Source organism: Actinomadura sp. 3N508, assembly GCF_044326375.1.
Classification (GTDB): domain Bacteria; phylum Actinomycetota; class Actinomycetes; order Streptosporangiales; family Streptosporangiaceae; genus Spirillospora.
The window spans coordinates 172,551-188,678 of the sequence record NZ_JBIRAX010000010.1 but is presented as its reverse complement, the minus strand read 5'-3'; the positions used below and the strand labels follow the sequence as shown (position 1 = coordinate 188,678).

Sequence of the window (16,128 nt, the reverse complement as noted above, 5' to 3'; positions counted from 1 at the left end):
GCGGTCCGGCGGTCAGACCGTCAGCGGCAACCGGACCTCGAAGCGGCAGCCGGGCCCCTCGTTGGCGACGCCGATCTCACCGGCGTGGGCCTCGACGATGCCGCGGGCGATGGCGAGCCCGAGCCCCGCGCCGCCGCCCGGCGTCCGGGCCGCCTCGCCGCGGAACGCGACGTCGAACACGCGCGGCAGGTCGTCCTCGGGGATGCCGCCGCAGGCGTCCGCGACCGTCACCCTGGCCTCGCCGCCGCGCACCTCGCCGGTGACCTCGACGGCGCCGTCGCTCGGCGTGTGCCTGATCGCGTTGACGACGAGGTTGCGCAGCGCCCGGCCCAGCTCGCCCGCGTCCACCTGGACGGGCAGCCCCTCGCGGACGTCGCCGTGCAGTCGGACGCCCTTCGCCCGCGCCAGCGCCTCCGCGCCCGCGACCGCCTCGGCGACCAGGTCCGCCAGGCCGACCCGCTGCCGGGACAGGCGCAGCGCCCCGGCGTGGATGCGGGACAGCTCGAACAGGTCGTCCACCATCTCGGCGAGCCGCTCCACCTCGACGCGGATGCGCTCGTGGTAGCGCTGGACGGTGTCCTGGTCGGCGACGACCTCGTCCTCCAGCGCCTCGGCCATCGCACGCAGCCCGGCGAGCGGGGTGCGCAGGTCGTGGCTCACCCAGGCGACCAGCTCGCGGCGGCTGGCCTCCAGCGCCTGTTCCCGCTCGTGGGACGCGGCGAGCCGCGCGTAGGCGGCGTCCAGCTCGCGCGACAGCTCGGCCAGCTCGGCGGGCAGCGGCCCGGACGGCGGCCGGAACCGGTCGGCGCGGACGGCCTCCACCAGCGTCCGGTTCGCGGCCACGAGGCGGCGCCCGAGCAGGACCGACACGCCCAGCGCGACGACCCCGGCGGACATCACCACCACCAGGACGACCGACCGGTCATGGTCGTTGATCAGCATCAGGAACGAGATCAGGAGGATGCCGGAGACGGTCGCCAGCACGGTCGCCGCGCCCACCACGATCAGCTGCACGGCGATCGACCGGCTGCGCAGCGCGTACAGGACAACGAGCGCGACACCCGCGACGGCGAGCGCCGCGAGGGCCGCGTAGACGAACACCTCCACCAGCGCCCAGAACGGGATCATGACGCGTCCACCGGTTCGTAGCGGTAGCCGACGCCCCAGACGGTGACGATGCGGCGGGGCGTGGTCGGATCGTCCTCGATCTTCTCGCGGAGCCGCCGGACGTGGACGGTGACGGTGGAGGAGTCCCCGAACGTCCAGTCCCAGACCTGTTCGAGGAGCTCCTCGCGGGTGAACGCCTGCCGGGGATGGCGCAGCAGGAACGCCAGCAGGTCGAACTCGCGGGACGTCAGCGACAGGCGCTCGCCGCGCAGCCCGGCCTCGTGCGCGCTGACGTCCACGATCAGGTCACCGTCGTGCAGCGGGCCGGAAGGCCCGGCCGGGACCACCGATCCCCGCGCCCGCCGCAGCACGGACCGGACCCGCAGGGCCAGCTCGCGCGGGCTGAACGGCTTGGTCACGTAGTCGTCCGCGCCGGTCTCCAGCCCGACGAGCCGGTCGGCCTCCGAGCCGAGCGCGGTCAGCATCACGATCGGGACGGCGGAGGTCTCGCGGAGCCGCCGGCACACCTCCAGGCCGCCCATCCCGGGCAGCATCAGGTCGAGGACGACGAGGTCCGGCGGGTCGTCCAGCGACCTGGCCCGGCGCAGCGCTGCCGGGCCGTCCGCGACGCAGACCACGTCATGGCCGTCGCGGGCCAGGTAGCGGGCGACGACCTCCGCCACGGTCGGATCGTCGTCGACCACCAGGACGCGGCCGGCATGGGACACGGAGTTCACGTCCTCACGCTACGGCCGCCAAAGCCGTTCCCGTTCGCACGTCATCACCCTGTAAGGAACTGATCACGACACGCGTCGCCTATGTCGCATCACGGGATGATCCTCGCTTTAATGGCCCGATGCCCGCCCCCACCCGCACCGCCACCCCCGCCGGCGGGACGATCGCCCTGATCCTCGTCGGCGGCGCGGTCGCGACCGCCATCGGCACGATCATGACGTTCGCCGCCGTCTACCAGACGGACTTTCTGGTGCATATCCGGCACTCCACCGCCTACTACGCGTTGCAGTGCGTCCTCGTCGGCCTCTTCACGGCGGTCGGGCTCATGCTCACCCGCCCGCGCGGTCCGGTCGCGCCGATCGTCGCGGCGGTCGCCGGGCTCGTCGCCCTCTTCGTCGGCATCCGGGCGGGCCTGCTCCTCTACACCTTCACCCACGGAGGGGCCTCCGGCGACTACGTCATCGAGGTGCTGAAGCCGCACTTCGACCCCTGGGACCTGCTTGCGCCGCTGGTGGCCGGGGCGGTCGGTGGGCTGCGGGTCGTGATGGTCGCGAGCAGCCTCGCCCCACGCCGCCCGTCAGGCCCGCCGTTCGGCCAAACTCCAGGCGGGCAATTCGGCCAACCCGGCGTCCCCGGCCAGCCGATGCCGGGCCAGCCGATACAGCCTCCGGCCTCGCAGTACCAGCCTCCGGCACCGCCCTACCAGCCCCCGGTGCCCCCGCACCAGGCCCCGGCGCAGCCGTACCAGGCTCCGCCCGCCCCCGGTCCGGGTCAGGGACCGCCCCCGGCAGGGTCTCAGGGTGGCGCTCCGCCGTACGGCGGGGGCTGAGGCCGTCCAGGGTCGTCCCCGAGGGTGATGACCTTCCCCGGGCGAGCGAATACGGTGGGGCCATGGGTAAGACGATCCTCACCGTCATCGGTGTCATCCTCGCGATATGGCTGGCGATGACCGCCATCGGCGCGATCCTGTCGATGCTGAAGTTCTTCTTCTTCATCGGCTTCGTCGCCGTCCTGGTGGTCCTCGCCGTGACCGCCGTGTCCAAGATGTCCAAGAACCGTTAGCGGCGCCCCTTGCCGCGCCCTCACCGGTGACCGCATGATGCCGGGACAACCAGGCGGTCATCGGCGAAGGGACCTACCGTGCCGGGTCTGACGGAGACGCTGCGCGAGCGGGCACGCTCGCATCCGGACCGTGTCGCCTACATCGCGGGCGACACCGAGATCACCTACGGCGACTTCGACCGGCGCGCCGACCGGGTCGCCGCCGCGCTCGCCGCCGCCGGCGCCGGGCCCGGCGACCGGGTCGCGATCCTCGACAAGAACTCGCTCGAATACGTCGAGCAGCTCTTCGGCGCGCCGCGGATCGGCGCCGTCCAGGTCCCGGTGAACTACCGGCTGGCGCCGGACGAGGTCGCCTACATCGTCAACGACGCGCAGGCGAAGGTCTTCGTCGTCGGCGCCGACTTCCTCCCCGTCCTGGACGCGATCGCCGACAGGCTGGAGCACACGACCCACCTCCTGGTCATCGGCGGCTCGGACCACCCCTACCAGGACTACGCCGCCTGGATCGACGCGGCGCCCGACGCCCCGCCGGAGCCGGCCCATGTCGCCGACACCTCGGACGTGTTCTGCCAGCTGTACTCGTCGGGCACCACGGGCCTGCCCAAGGGCGTGATGCTGACGCACGACAACTACTTCGCCGCGCTGACCACGACCAACGAGACGTGGAACGTCGACGAGACGTCCGTGCTGATGGTCGCGATGCCGATGTACCACGTGGCGGGCAACATGCTCGCGCTCTCCGCGATCCACAACGGCATCCCCGGCGTGATCGTCCGCGAGCCCGACCCGACGCTGATCGCGCAGGGCATCGAGCGGAACCGGGTCACGCACATCTTCCTCGTCCCGGTCCTGCTGCAGTTCATGCCGCTGATCCCGGACGTCACCGCCTGCGACATGTCCAGCCTCCGGCTCATGCTGTACGGCGCGTCGCCGATCAGCGAGGACGTGCTGCGCGGCGCGATGCGGATGCTCCCGGCCACCGAGTTCATGCAGGTGTACGGCCTGACGGAGGTCACCGGCGCGATCGTGATGCTGCCCGCCGCCGACCACGACCCGGACGGCCCGAACGCCCACCGGCTGCGCAGCGCGGGCCTGCCCAACCCCGGCTGCACCCTCAAGATCGTCGACCCGGCGACGCAGGAGGAGCTGCCCGCGGGCCAGGTCGGCGAGATCCTCTGCCGGACGCCGCAGAACATGAAGGGCTACTGGCGCAAGCCCGAGGCGACGGCGGCCGCGCTGTCCGACGACAACTGGTTCCGCACGGGCGACGCCGGCTACCTGGACGAGGACGGTTACCTCTACATCCACGACCGCGTCAAGGACATGATCATCTCGGGTGGCGAGAACATCTATCCCGCCGAGGTGGAGAACGTCCTGATGGGCCATCCCGACATCAGCGACTGCGCGGTGATCGGCGTCCCGGACGCCAAGTGGGGCGAGACCCCCAGGGCGATCATCGTCGCCACGTCCGACATCACCGACAAGGACATCATCGACTACTGCCGCGACCGCCTGGCGCACTTCAAGTGCCCCACAACGGTCGAGCGCCGCGAGGCCATCCCCCGCAACCCGACCGGGAAGATCCTCAAACGCGAGCTCCGCGCCCCGTACTGGGAGGGCCAGGAGCGCCAGGTCCACTAGGGGTAGCGGACCACCGCCGACAGGGGCCGGTGGTCGGACGCCTTCACCCGCTCGGCCGGGACGCTGCACGAAACGGCGGCGGTCCGGCTGATGAAGAGGTAATCGGTCTTCTCCACGGCGGCACCCGTCCAGTCCTGGCGGGTCATGGCACCGGCACGCGACTCACCGGACTGGTCGCATTCCTCATACGTCCGATACAGCGGATCGAACGCCGGGCTCTCCGGCGCGGCACCGAGATCGCCACCGAACAGGACCCGCCCGCTTCCCGCAAGGGCGGCGAGGGCGGTGGCCTGCTTGCGTCGCCATGCCGCGTCCTCCGACGGGCTGAGCTGCGTCACGCACACCCGGGTGGTCCAGGCCGTGACCTCTCCGCACAGGGCGACGGGCGCACGTCCAGCAGGCGCTGGAAGTTCGGTACGTTCCACTCCCGCAAGCGGAGTCGCAGTACCGATGGCGACACCGAGCCGCCCCTGCCCCTGAGCGCAGGACGGCGCCCCGGACGAAGCGCCGAACGCCCAGGCCCACCGGGAGTCAGCCTTCTTGAAGGCCCGCACATGCCCTTCGCAGACCTCCTGCAGCAGCACGGCGTTCGCCGCTACCGTCCGCCCGCCGACCTCGGTGCCCTTCATCCGCTGCGAGATCTGCTCGCCGAGCGCGCCCGGATCGGCCCCGAGCGGGCACCCGGGCTCCACACCCCCGCAAACGTTCCAGGTCACGGCATTGATCGTGGCCTCCTCCGGTGGCGGCGCCGCGCCGTCGGCATGGGCGGCGGGCGAAGAACCGCCATCGCCCTGCAGGCCCTCGATGCTCGCGCCGGTCAAGGCGGCGGCGACGACCGCGCCGGCGGCGCAGATCGAGAGAAGGGGAATCAGGGCGCGGGGGGATCGCACACGTGCTCCAGGTGGGGGGTCAGCCGGGGACGATGCCCGAATCCCACCACAACAAGATCGGCTTTCGCCAGCGATTCCCGCCGAACCACCCCGAAGGGCCCGGCGAGAACTCCCGCCGGGCCCCTGGAGCGCCGCTAGTCGAGCAGTCCGGTGACCGTGCCCGCGCCGACCGTCCGGTTGCCCTCGCGGATGGCGAAGCCGAGGCCCTCGGTCATCGCGACGGGACTGCCGAGGTCCACGGTCATCTCGACCGAGTCGCCCGGCATCGCCATGCGGCCGTCGCCGCCGAGGTCGACGCCGCCGACGACGTCGGTCGTCCGGAAGTGGAACTGGGGCCGGTAGCCGTGGAAGAACGGCCTGCTCCGGCCGCCCTCGCCCGCCGTCAGGACCCGCACCTCCGCCCGGAACCGCCGGTGCGGCCGGATCGCGCCCGGCACGCTGACGACCTGGCCGCGCCGGACCTGGTCCCGCCGGACGCCGCGCAGCAGCATCGCGGTGTCGTCGCCCGCCTCGGCGTGCTCCATCGCCCGCCCGAACGACTCCAGCCCGGTCGCGACGGTGCGGAACGACTCCCCGAGACCAACGACCTCGACGGCGTCACCGGCACGCAGGATGCCCTGCGCCACGACACCGGTCACGACGGTGCCGCGCCCGGTGATCGTCAGGACGCCCTCGACCGGCATCAGGAACGGCTTGTCGAGCACCCGCTCCGGCACCGGCACGTACGCGTCGATCGCGTCGAGCAGGTCGACGATCCGGGCCGTCCAGTACGGGTCGCCCTCCAGCGCCCGCAGCCCGGACACCCGGACGACGGGTATCTCGTCCCCGGGGAACCCGTACTCCGACAGCAGCTCCCTGACCTCCAGCTCGACCAGGTCGAGCAGCTCGGTGTCCTCGACCATGTCGGCCTTGTTGAGCGCGACGACCACGTGCCCGACCCCGACCTGCCGGGCCAGGACGATGTGCTCCCGCGTCTGCGGCATCGCCCCGTCCTGCGCGGACACGACGAGCACGGCCCCGTCCACCTGCGCCGCCCCCGTGATCATGTTCTTCACGTAGTCGGCGTGCCCCGGAAGGTCGACATGGGCGTAGTGCCTGGTCGCGGTGGTGTAGTGGACGTGCGAGACGTTGATGGTGATCCCGCGGTCGCGCTCCTCGGGGGCCCGGTCGATCCGGTCGAACGGCACGGCGGACGCCATCCCGCGCTCGGCGAGCACCTTCGTGATCGCCGCGGTCAGCGTCGTCTTGCCGTGGTCGACGTGCCCCATCGTGCCGATGTTCACGTGCGGCTTGTCGCGCTCGTAAAGCTGCTTGGCCATTGTCCTGTCCTCACTGGTGGATCCGGTGAGAACCCGCTTGGGCCACCCCCCTCCGCTGGTTCTCCGGAGGGTGGGACGGAGAGGGGTCAGCTTCGCCTGAGCGCAGCGAACCGGGGGGCGTGGGGGGTCGTCCCCCCACAGGCAAAGCGCGCGCCGTCGACGACGACGACCGCGTCCGCTGCCGAGAAGGCAGCCGACACCGCGCTCAGCAGGCCAAGGGCCGCGAGCGTCGGGGTGCCGACTGCCAGGAACATGCTTCGAAGATTAAGAGCCGGAACCCGCCACGTCGACAGATTTTCCACCTGCGGAAACACGCAACAGGACAAACCCCACGCCCGCCCCCGCGAACTGGAACCCGGCAATGGCCAGCACGAGCCCCACGGCCCCGATGGCGTCGGCGGAGGCCGCCGTCAGCGCCGCACCCACCGCCGAAGCGCCGATCTTGAGGCTCCCGGCCGTCGTGTTGACCTGGCCGAGCCGACCTGCCGGCGCTTCCCGCTGCCGGAGCATCAAAGTCGCCGCAAAAACCGGCCCTTCACAAATGCCCGCGACCACACAGGCACCAGTAGCCCACGCCACCGACGGCGTGACGGCAAGCGAGGCGAGCGAGCCCCCGAACGCGACGAGCCCGACGAGCATGACCGGCTCCGCGTGCTTGGGCGTCAGCCACCGGCTGGACGCGAGCGAACCGACCAGCGACCCAACCGCCATGGCAACGAGCAGCCGCCCACCCGCACTCGGAGACGCGCCCATGTGCTCGGCGAGCAGCACCGCAGTTACCGCGACCCCACCGAACCCCATCCACGCAAGCGTCGTGGCAGCCGTCAGCGCCCGCAGAACCCGCCCCCGGACCAGCACCACCAACCCGCCCGCGATCATCGAGAACCCGCCGCTCACCTCGGACTTCGAATCAGCGGCCGGCCCGGGAAACGGCAACAACGGAAGCGTCAACAACCCGAGAACCCCAGCGACGACAATCGCGACCCCGGCGTACTCCCCACCTGCCACGGCCGCGAGCCCAGCAGCCAGCCCCGGCCCCGCGATGCCCGCCAGGTTGTAGCTGGACGCCTCAAGCCCATAGGCCCGCGAAAGCCGCCCCGGCGGCACGAACCGCGGCAGCAAACTCGTCAACGCGACAACCACCGGCTCGGTACACCCGACCACCGCCGCCACAAGCAACGCGAGCACAAGCGGCGACCGCCCCGCCATCCCCAGCAGCAGCCCGGTCGCGACGGCGTACCCGGCCGCAAGAGCGACGGCGACACCACGCGGCCGGGCGACCCTGTCCACGACGATCCCGAGCAACGGCCCGCTGAGCACATACGGCAACGTCATCGCGGTCTGGAGATACCCGGCGCTGGCAGCGTCCCCAGTGCGTGCCTGCACGGTCAGGACCAGTGCCGTGGCGACCCCTTCGGCGGACACCCGCAGCAACGTCGCCGACGTGAGGTGCAGCGGCAGCGCCGATCGGCCGATCACCCTCCGCATGGTGGCACAGCAGAATGACAGAAGATCCAGGCCACCTAGACTGCAGAGTGTGACGGTAGCGAACGAGCATCGGGTAACCAGCGAGGTCGGACGGCTCCGGACCGTCCTCCTGCACCGTCCCGGCGCGGAACTGAAGCGGCTCACCCCACGCAACAGCGACAAGCTCCTGTTCGACGCGATCCCCTGGGTCGGCAGGGCCCAGGAAGAGCACGACGCGTTCGCCGAGGCCCTCCGCTCACGCGGCGTGGAGGTCCTGTACGTCACGGAGCTTCTGCAGGACGCCCTGGAGTACGGGCCCGCCCGCGAGCAGGCCATCGCGGACGCCATCGTCGACCTCCGCCTGGGCGACCAGCTCCGCCGCGTCGTCGAGGAGTACCTGCGCGACCTCGACCCCGAGAACCTCGCGCACACGCTGATCGCGGGCCTGGCCCACGAGGAGCTCAAGGCGGGCCACGGCCTCGTCTACCGCCTGATGAACCGCCTGGACTTCATCGTCGACCCGCTCCCCGGCCTGCTGTTCACCCGCGACAACAGCACATGGATCGGCGACCGCCCGGCGGTGACCAGCCTCGCCATGGAGGCCCGCCGCCGCGAGTCCGCACTGACGGGCCTGATCTACGCCCACCACCCACGCTTCGCAGACGTAGACCCGGTGTACACCCCGTCCCTAGAACACCTAGAGGGCGGAGACGTCCTCCTCCTAACTCCAGGCGTGATCGCCGTAGGAACCGGCGAACGAACAACCCCCGCAGGCGTAGAACGCCTAGCCCGCCAGGTCATAGGAGCAGGACTGGCAAACACAGTTCTAGCCGTCCCCATCGCCCAGGAGCGCGCCACCATGCACCTGGACACGGTCTGCACGATGGTCGACGTGGACACCGTCGTCATGTACCCGCCGGTCGCCCACTCCCTGACCGCCCACACGGTCACCCTCAACAACGGCGACCTCCGCGTAAGCGAGCCGCGCCCCTTCCTAGAGGCTGCCGCCGAAGCGATGGGCCTGGACCGCCTAAAGGTGATCGACACCGGCCTGGACCCGGTAACCGCAGAACGCGAACAGTGGGACGACGGCAACAACACCCTCGCCGTGGCCCCCCGCCTATGCGTCGCCTACGAACGCAACATAGAAACGAACGCCCAGCTAGAGGCGTCCGGCATAGAGGTCATAAGAATCACCGGCAGCGAACTGGGCACCGGCAGAGGCGGCCCCCGCTGCATGTCCTGCCCAATCCTCAGAGACCCCCCACCCACCTAACCAAGATGGGTCGCGAAGCGACCAAAACACACACGCGCATTGAGCAACCCATCAGACGCGCGCACCGCGCACCCCCCGACGCGCAATGAGCAACCACCGGACGCAACAACCCCAGCCCGCACAGCAACCACGCAACAACCTAAATGCTTGCGATCGCGTCCGAAGGCAGGTTCGAGCTTGCGAGAACCTGATCGCGCAGCGAGCCGCCAGGCGAGCCGGAGCGATGCCAGCGATCGCCCGTGTTTCTCGACGATGGAGGCCCGCCAGGGCCGAAGGAGGAGAGAAATACAAAAAAACGAATACAGCTCGGGCGATGTCGACGGGGGCACGACAACGCCCGAGCTTGGGGAGGACATTACAAGGTCGGCGCGGGATTCTCTAGACGGGGTCCGGGTTAAGCCGGGTATGCCCTGCTCGCAGCGGTCCCGTTTCGACGTCCGTCGCGTAGATCGTCCGGTTCGTCCATGAGATCTGGGAAGTCGGCGAGGTCTGGGACGGCGGCGTGCTCGCCCGCGGGGGCGGCCCGCCCGTTCTGCCCGCTGGATGATTTCGGCGCCCGCAGGACGGCCCAGACCGTGGTGGAGCCGTCCTCGTGGCGGACGCCCCAGCCTTCGGAGAGCGCCTCGACGATGCCGAGGCCGCGCCCGCCGAGCGAGGACAGGGTGCCGGGGCCGCGGCGCGGCTCGGTCATGGCGCCGCCGTCGCTGACCTCGAGTTCGAGGACGTCGCCGCGGCGCAGCCAGCAGACCCTGACCTGGCCGGACGGCAGCGGACGTGCATGGCGGAGGGCGTTGCTGAGAAGCTCGCTGACGATGACGCTGGCGTCGTCCACGACGGATTCGTAAACGCCCGAGTCGACCAGCTCCGAGCTGAGGCGCCTCCGGGCGACCGCGACGCTGGACGGTGCATGTGGGAGCAGTACGACGCTCGACGCCCTCACCTCCCCGTGGTTTCGTGTACTCGGATGAGTCCCGTCACCGCTCTTCCAGTACGACCGAAATGCCCTGTTGGTCGGGACCGGAAACCCGAACGGTTCATTCGCCACCTGCACAACGAGTCACCGGCCATCCGGTCACGGTGATCACCCCCGCATCGGAATCCCGTCACGAACGGCAACCATCCAAGGATCTATCCAGCCAACGGTGGATTTACTCCTCGGCCGCTCGTTTCGTCCGTCACACCCCGTGGACGCCGCACTTTCCCGCAGGAAAGCGGCCGCGACGACCGTCGAGACCACATGAATGCCCTGGTCACGGCTGTCCTATCGTGGCGCGACGGTTCGGATTTGATTACGCTGAGTAGTCACAGGACGGCCTCCCCGGTCACTGACGCGACACGTTGACACTAGGCCCCGGCGGCGGGTCAGGGCGCCGCGCGGAGCACGAGCCGCATGCACGTTCCGTTACCGGCATGCGCGCCACCTGCGGGTCCATGGCCTTCTGTGGCCTGCAGAACTACGTTCGGACGGGGTGCCAAACCGTCCGATCGGAGGGCCTCGTCCCGCTGCGCCGGACCTATGTGAGATCCCTCACTTTTGCCGTGCGAGGCCGGATGCGCGGAGATCGTTCCGCCCTGCGCCTCGGTCAGGCGTTTGACGATGTAGAGGCCGAGCCCGATGCCGCCGAACCGCCGCCGGTCCCCGGCGTCCCCCTGGACGAACCGCTCGAAGATCCGCTCATGGTCGCCCGCCGGGATGCCGATGCCCTCGTCGGCCACGGTCACCACGATGGCGCCGCCCTCGCGGACGGCCCGGACGCTGACCGTCCCGCCGTCCGGGGAGTACTTGAACGCGTTCTCCAGCAGCTGCCCGAGGACGATGTCGGTCGCCATCGCGTCCCCGCGGCAGGACGGCAGCCCGGGCTCGATCTCCAGCTCGACGCGGTGCAGCGGCGACAGCGACCGGAACCCGCCGACGACACCCTCCAGCACCCGCGTCAGGTCGAACGACTCGATCGTCACGGTCAGCTCGTCGGCGCCCGCGCGCGAGCCGAGCAGCAGGTGCTCGACGAGCCGCCCCAGCGACTGGGCGCGTTCGGCGATGGTGGCGACGGCGGCGCGCCGGTCGGTGTCGGGCAGCTCGTCCCACCGGTTGACCAGCGTGGAGGCGAAGCCCTGCACGACCGTGATCGGGGTGCGCAGCTCGTGGCTGGTGGTGGCGAGGAACAGGTCCTTGGCCTCCTCCAGCGCCTTCGCCTCCGACACGTCGCGGAAGTCGACGACGAGCTCGCCGGTCTCCTCGATCTCGGCGGCGAGCACGTTCAGCCACGTCCCGGACTCCAGCCGGTACGTCAGCATCTCGCCGAGCGCGGGCATGCCGAACGGCAGCGGCCGCCCGAGCGCGTGCTCCGGCGCGATGCCGGTGAGGGTGTGCGCGGCGGGGTTCCACTGCCGGACGACGAGGTTGTGGTCGAGCACCGCGATCCCGTCCGCGCTGGAGTCGATCACGGCACGCTCGTGCGCCCGCTGCCGGACGACCTCCGCGTACGCGACGGCGTTGCCGACCGCGACGCCCGCGTGCCCGGCGAGCAGCTCCAGCAGCTCCAGCTCGATGTGCCCGACCTTGTGCCCGGAGAACAGCGCGTAGAGCGCGCCGTAAGGCCGGTTCTGCAAGTAGGACAGGCCCAGCGCGATCGTGTGCAGCCCGGAAAGCTCGGACCAGATCAGGTCCCCGAGGCGCTGCTCGCCCGTCGCGAGCTTGACCGTCTTGCCCGACCGCAGCAGCTCCCCGACCAGGCTCGTCCGCAGGTCGGCGGACGTGCCGCGCATGTGCTCGGGCAGCCCGGACATGTTCACCAGCCGCAGCCGGTCGCCCTCGATCCGCACGAAGCCGCCCGCGTCCGCGCCGGTCAGCTCGATCAGCGCGGCGGTGATCCGGTCGAGCACGACGGCGAGGTCCAGCTCGGCGTTCAGGTCGGCGACGATGTCGTTCAGCCGGCGGACGAGCCGCGCCCGCTCGGTGATGTGGTGCTGGACGATCTCGTCCTCGTCGACCGGGTGGTACACGCCGACCCAGCCGAGCAGGGTGCCGGACGGGTCCTTCAGCAGGCTCGTGTCGATCCGGACGTCGATGAGGCGGCCGTCCCGGTGGAACCGGCGGGTCGCGATCGAGATCTGCCCGCCCTCGCCCTCGCTTTCGCCTTCGCCTTCGGCGAGGTCCGGCGAGTCGGCGGCGCGGCGGGTGAGGAGCCGCTCCTGGACGGCGTTGTGCTCGGCCTTCAGCTCGTGCGGGACGATCGGCGGCACCCGCCCGACCATCTCCGCGGCGCTCCAGCCGAACATGCGCTCGGCGGCCGGGTTCCACACCGTGACCCGATGCCGCTGGTCAACGGCCACTATCGCGTCGGCGGCGCTCTCGATGACCGCCCGCGCGATCGGGTCATGGACGTGGTGATGCACGCCTGTCATCGTGCCACCGGACTCCTGTCCGGCGCGGGGTAACTTACGCCGAAAGTTGCCACAGCCCCGCCGGTCGAACGGGAGCCTTACCGTTTGGTAAGCCTGCCGATGAGGAGCGCGGCGCCCCCGGCGACCAGGAACGACAGCAGCGAGGCGCTCATCCAGCTCTGCGTCTCGAAGTGCAGCGCGCCCTGGACGTCCTGCCAGAAGCCCGCCCACCGGCTGACGGTGCCGGGGTTGATGAGCTGGTACACGACGAACCCGACCGCCCAGGCGGCGATCATGCCCCAGCGGGACGGCGCCGTCCGCGAGGCGTCCCAGCCGCTGCCCCGGCGGCGGCCGAGGAAGAAGTCGGCGGCCAGCACGCCGAGCATCGGCACGAACACCGAGCCGATCAGCGACAGGAACCCCGCGTAGTCGCCGATGTCCAGCGCCAGCGCGAGCACCGTGATGATCACCCCGAGCGCGACGCTCAGCACGCGGCGGTCGGCGCGCGGGACGAGGTTCTGGATCGACACGGCCGTCGAGTAGGTGTCGGCGAACGACTGGTCCGCCTCGCGCAGCACGAAGACCGCGAAGAACACGACGCCGAGCGTGACGTTCAGGAACGGGTCGAAGACCTTGGTCGAGTCGCCCGCGACGAGCGCCAGCGCCAGCAGGCCGAGGACATAGGCGACGATCTGCGTGACCGAGTATCCGACGGCGGCGGCGCCGAACGCGGCCCGTTCCGTCCGGGAATGGCGGGTGTAGTCGGCGGCGACCGGGACCCAGGAGATCGACACCGCCAGCGCCGCGTCCGCCCCGAGCCAGAAGCCGCCCCACGAACCCTGCGTCAGGTCGGGCAGCGGCTCGCGGAGGAGCTGGACGTAGAAGTAGACCAGCGCTATCCCCACGGCGACCGTGACGTAACGGCGCAGGATCCGCACGGAGCCGAGCGGCCAGATGGTCAGCACCGTCGTGATCGCTCCGGCGGCGACGACGTAGCCCCAGCGCGGCACGCCGTCCCAGAGTTCGCGGGCCGCGTCCGCGATGACGATCAGCTCGAACGTCCCCCAGCCGATGAGCTGCGCGACGTTCAGCACGGTCGGCGCGTACGACAGCCGCGCGCCGAACAGGCCGCGGAGCAGCACCATCGCGGGCTGCCCGGTGCGCGCGCCGGGCACCGCCGCGAGGCCCAGCATCAGCCCGCCGAGGATCGTTCCAACGGCCATCGCCGCGATGCCCGCCATGATCGACAGGGTGGGCCGGCCGTCGGCGTCCGGCGCCAGGACGGTGTAGGCACCGGAGAAGGCCAGAAGGCTGACCCCGAGGTTCGCCCAGAAGGCGCTCTGGTCCCAGAAGCCCAGCACCCTGGGCGCGGGCTCGTCGAGCGTGAACGGAGCCTCATTGTTAGGACGCGCAGCACCATCACGCGCATCAACATCGGACGTCACGGACTCACACTCCCTACGCCGGCATTACCCGGACAGGTTCATGCGGTCGGCGACGCCTCTAAGGCCGCCCTCTCAGCCCGGCTTACACCTCTGCGGTGCGGCCCGAGCTCCCGCGGTCATCGGTCGGGCCCGATCGTACAACCGCCCGACTTCCCCCAAAAGGGCGTAGATCACCCCGAAGGCAACCGATCATGCGCGGCGCCCCGTCTGCGGCCACATCCGGCCGGGCCGCTTCAGGCCACGTAGCTTCAGGCCACGTAGGGGGCCCCGTCGCCGCCGCCCTCCATCGGGCGGCCCGCCTCGACCCAGCTCTTCATCCCGCCGTCGACGTTCCTGGCCAGCCAGCCCGCCTGGTTGAGCGCCCCGGTCACCTGCGCGGACCGCGACCCGGACCGGCAGATCACGTAGACCTCCCGGTCGCGTGGGACCTCTCCGGCACGATCACCCAGCTGCCCCATGGGAATGTGGACGGCCGTGGGCGCGTGGCCCGCGTCCCATTCGTCCTGTTCCCGGACGTCCAGCAGGTAGCCGTCCTGCGGGACGTCGGCGGCTCCCACCGCCGGCACGTCGTCCCCGAAATTCATCACACCCCCATGGAACCGCGCGAAGCACCCCTGCGTCGAATCACGCATGCGGTATCGGACGCTCCTTTTCGCGTCGCCCGGACTGGCCATGGTCCTGTCCCTGGCCGCCTGCGGCGACGAACAGGCCAAGGGGACCCCCGCCGACCAGCCTTCGGGCACGACGTCCGTGCAGCCCTCCGGCCCGCCGGCGGACTCCCTCACCATCAATGTCAAGGCCTCCAAGGAGGCACCCGCCAAGACCTGGACCCTGAAGTGCGAACCGCCCGGCGGTGACCATCCCAAGGTCGCCGACGCCTGCGCGGCCCTCGCCAAGGCCAAGGGCCAGGACCCCTTCAAACCCGTCCCCAAGGACCAGATGTGCACCATGATCTACGGCGGCCCCGAGCTCGCCACGGTCAAGGGCACCTGGCAGGGAAAGAAGATCGACGCCGAGTTCTCCCGTGACGACGGCTGCCAGCTGGACCGCTGGGAGAAGGTCGGCCCGCTCTTCGGCCCCGTACCCAAGGTCCGCTGACCGAGCCGTCCCCGTTTCGGCTCCGTCCAGACAACCACGCTCCCTACCCCACACCCCATACGACACCCACAGCCCACACGACCCATCGGCCTCGCCCGCCAGCCGGGCGGGGCCGCCTTTTTTGAAGATCGGCTCGCGGATTCACCATGCGGCTCATGAACTACATCGCGCTGGCCCTCGCCGCCGCGGGCGCCATCGCCGTCCTCTACCTCCTGAACGCCTCGATCACCGTGACCCCCCACGCGACGATCGAGCAGGCCCCGACGGTGACGTGCTCGTCCGTCCTCAGCGCCAGGAGCGGCAAGGAGACCCTCGAAATCCCCCTGAAGGACACGGAACGGACCGCGATCCACGGAGCCTGCGACCAGGCCCGCATCCAGCGCACCGGCTGGACGCTGCTCGTCGCCATCCCCACCGCGATCGCCGGCGCCCTGGTCGTCCCGCGCGGCCGCCCGGCCACATCGCCCGTCTAGGCGAGAGCGTCAGCGGCACCGGCTGAGATCCTTGTCCTTATGAGCACACCCCCGGACGGACTGCCCATCTACCGAGTCATCACCGGCCCGGACGACGCCGCATTCTGCAAGCGTGTGAGCGAAGCGATCGACCTCGGCTACGAGCTGCACGAGGGCCCCGCGGTCACCTTCAACGGCGAGCACGTCATCGTCGCCCAGGCGTTGCTCTGGCGCGGACAGCCGTAGCACCGC

The 16,128-nt window shown here is 70.7% G+C and carries 17 protein-coding genes and 1 riboswitch; of the genes, 7 read left to right on the top strand and 10 right to left on the bottom strand.

The features are described 5' to 3' along the window. Positions 1-12: 12 nt before the first annotated feature. Positions 13-1,128 carry a sensor histidine kinase gene (locus ACH34S_RS31180; RefSeq protein ID WP_395956418.1) on the bottom strand — a complete coding sequence of 372 codons (1,116 nt, stop codon included), beginning with the start codon at positions 1,126-1,128 and terminating at the stop codon, positions 13-15. Further along, a complete protein-coding gene (locus tag ACH34S_RS31175) occupies positions 1,125-1,835 on the bottom strand; it encodes a winged helix-turn-helix domain-containing protein (RefSeq protein ID WP_395956631.1) in 711 nt (236 codons plus the stop codon). The genes ACH34S_RS31180 and ACH34S_RS31175 overlap by 4 nt, the downstream gene beginning before the upstream one ends. Before the next feature lie 128 nt (positions 1,836-1,963). Here ACH34S_RS31175 and ACH34S_RS31170 point away from each other — a divergent pair, with 128 nt between their 5' ends. The 3 genes from ACH34S_RS31170 to ACH34S_RS31160 all read left to right on the top strand — a co-directional run bounded on the left by ACH34S_RS31170 (position 1,964) and on the right by ACH34S_RS31160 (position 4,545). Further along, positions 1,964-2,671, top strand: coding sequence for a hypothetical protein (locus tag ACH34S_RS31170; RefSeq protein ID WP_395956416.1), 708 nt, complete (start codon positions 1,964-1,966; stop codon positions 2,669-2,671). Positions 2,672-2,733: 62 nt separating this feature from the next. Further along, entirely contained in the window at positions 2,734-2,904 is a 171-nt protein-coding gene (locus tag ACH34S_RS31165) for a hypothetical protein (RefSeq protein ID WP_395956415.1), read from the top strand. A gap of 78 nt (positions 2,905-2,982) precedes the next feature. Beyond that, a complete protein-coding gene (locus ACH34S_RS31160) occupies positions 2,983-4,545 on the top strand; it encodes a long-chain-fatty-acid--CoA ligase (protein ID WP_395956414.1) in 1,563 nt (520 codons plus the stop codon). Here ACH34S_RS31160 and ACH34S_RS31155 read toward each other — a convergent pair. The 4 genes from ACH34S_RS31155 to ACH34S_RS31140 all read right to left on the bottom strand — a co-directional run bounded on the left by ACH34S_RS31155 (position 4,542) and on the right by ACH34S_RS31140 (position 8,233). Continuing rightward, positions 4,542-5,435 carry an endonuclease/exonuclease/phosphatase family protein gene (locus tag ACH34S_RS31155; RefSeq protein ID WP_395956413.1) on the bottom strand — a complete coding sequence of 298 codons (894 nt, stop codon included), beginning with the start codon at positions 5,433-5,435 and terminating at the stop codon, positions 4,542-4,544. The two genes, ACH34S_RS31160 and ACH34S_RS31155, sit on opposite strands and share 4 nt — an antisense overlap. A gap of 134 nt (positions 5,436-5,569) precedes the next feature. Next, on the bottom strand, positions 5,570-6,754 hold the full coding sequence (tuf, locus tag ACH34S_RS31150) for an elongation factor Tu (RefSeq protein WP_395956412.1): 1,185 nt from the start codon (positions 6,752-6,754) through the stop codon (positions 5,570-5,572). An 86-nt stretch (positions 6,755-6,840) separates the two neighbouring features. Continuing rightward, positions 6,841-7,008 carry a hypothetical protein gene (locus ACH34S_RS31145; protein WP_395956411.1) on the bottom strand — a complete coding sequence of 56 codons (168 nt, stop codon included), beginning with the start codon at positions 7,006-7,008 and terminating at the stop codon, positions 6,841-6,843. A gap of 10 nt (positions 7,009-7,018) precedes the next feature. Beyond that, entirely contained in the window at positions 7,019-8,233 is a 1,215-nt protein-coding gene (locus ACH34S_RS31140; protein ID WP_395956410.1) for an MFS transporter, read from the bottom strand. A 58-nt stretch (positions 8,234-8,291) separates the two neighbouring features. Here ACH34S_RS31140 and ACH34S_RS31135 point away from each other — a divergent pair, with 58 nt between their 5' ends. Next, entirely contained in the window at positions 8,292-9,497 is a 1,206-nt protein-coding gene (locus ACH34S_RS31135; protein WP_395956409.1) for an arginine deiminase, read from the top strand. A 394-nt stretch (positions 9,498-9,891) separates the two neighbouring features. Here the strand turns inward: ACH34S_RS31135 and ACH34S_RS31130 are convergent, their stop codons facing one another. From ACH34S_RS31130 to ACH34S_RS31115, 4 genes are all read right to left on the bottom strand, one after another. Then, entirely contained in the window at positions 9,892-10,437 is a 546-nt protein-coding gene (locus tag ACH34S_RS31130) for an ATP-binding protein (RefSeq protein ID WP_395956408.1), read from the bottom strand. A 422-nt stretch (positions 10,438-10,859) separates the two neighbouring features. After that, entirely contained in the window at positions 10,860-12,902 is a 2,043-nt protein-coding gene (locus ACH34S_RS31125) for a PAS domain-containing protein (protein WP_395956407.1), read from the bottom strand. Between the two features lie 77 nt (positions 12,903-12,979). Continuing rightward, the gene (locus tag ACH34S_RS31120) at positions 12,980-14,326 is read right to left on the bottom strand and encodes a purine-cytosine permease family protein (RefSeq protein WP_395956405.1); all 1,347 of its coding nucleotides are present in this window, start codon (positions 14,324-14,326) and stop codon (positions 12,980-12,982) included. Further along, positions 14,319-14,450: riboswitch (TPP riboswitch) on the bottom strand. It overlaps the preceding gene by 8 nt. Before the next feature lie 124 nt (positions 14,451-14,574). After that, positions 14,575-14,910: a rhodanese-like domain-containing protein gene (locus ACH34S_RS31115; RefSeq protein ID WP_395956630.1), complete on the bottom strand. Its 336-nt coding sequence runs from the start codon at positions 14,908-14,910 to the stop codon at positions 14,575-14,577. A gap of 46 nt (positions 14,911-14,956) precedes the next feature. On the opposite strand from ACH34S_RS31115, the gene ACH34S_RS31110 reads away from it, so the two are divergent. From ACH34S_RS31110 to ACH34S_RS31100, 3 genes are all read left to right on the top strand, one after another. After that, the gene (locus ACH34S_RS31110) at positions 14,957-15,424 is read left to right on the top strand and encodes an SSI family serine proteinase inhibitor (protein ID WP_395956403.1); all 468 of its coding nucleotides are present in this window, start codon (positions 14,957-14,959) and stop codon (positions 15,422-15,424) included. A gap of 155 nt (positions 15,425-15,579) precedes the next feature. Next, a complete protein-coding gene (locus tag ACH34S_RS31105; RefSeq protein ID WP_395956402.1) occupies positions 15,580-15,897 on the top strand; it encodes a hypothetical protein in 318 nt (105 codons plus the stop codon). Between the two features lie 39 nt (positions 15,898-15,936). Beyond that, a complete protein-coding gene (locus ACH34S_RS31100) occupies positions 15,937-16,122 on the top strand; it encodes a DUF1737 domain-containing protein (RefSeq protein WP_395956400.1) in 186 nt (61 codons plus the stop codon). Positions 16,123-16,128: the final 6 nt, after the last annotated feature.

What these genes read in the sequence shown, in the direction of transcription:
- ACH34S_RS31180 (WP_395956418.1), bottom strand. Translation starts at nt 1,128, where the DNA reads ATGATCCCGTTCTGGGCGCTGGTGGAGGTGTTCGTCTACGCGGCCCTC.
- ACH34S_RS31170 (WP_395956416.1), top strand. Translation starts at nt 1,964, where the DNA reads ATGCCCGCCCCCACCCGCACCGCCACCCCCGCCGGCGGGACGATCGCC.
- ACH34S_RS31165 (WP_395956415.1), top strand. Translation starts at nt 2,734, where the DNA reads ATGGGTAAGACGATCCTCACCGTCATCGGTGTCATCCTCGCGATATGG.
- tuf (WP_395956412.1), bottom strand. Translation starts at nt 6,754, where the DNA reads ATGGCCAAGCAGCTTTACGAGCGCGACAAGCCGCACGTGAACATCGGC.
- ACH34S_RS31145 (WP_395956411.1), bottom strand. Translation starts at nt 7,008, where the DNA reads ATGTTCCTGGCAGTCGGCACCCCGACGCTCGCGGCCCTTGGCCTGCTG.
- ACH34S_RS31125 (WP_395956407.1), bottom strand. Translation starts at nt 12,902, where the DNA reads ATGACAGGCGTGCATCACCACGTCCATGACCCGATCGCGCGGGCGGTC.
- ACH34S_RS31115 (WP_395956630.1), bottom strand. Translation starts at nt 14,910, where the DNA reads ATGAATTTCGGGGACGACGTGCCGGCGGTGGGAGCCGCCGACGTCCCG.
- ACH34S_RS31110 (WP_395956403.1), top strand. Translation starts at nt 14,957, where the DNA reads ATGCGGTATCGGACGCTCCTTTTCGCGTCGCCCGGACTGGCCATGGTC.
- ACH34S_RS31105 (WP_395956402.1), top strand. Translation starts at nt 15,580, where the DNA reads ATGAACTACATCGCGCTGGCCCTCGCCGCCGCGGGCGCCATCGCCGTC.
- ACH34S_RS31100 (WP_395956400.1), top strand. Translation starts at nt 15,937, where the DNA reads ATGAGCACACCCCCGGACGGACTGCCCATCTACCGAGTCATCACCGGC.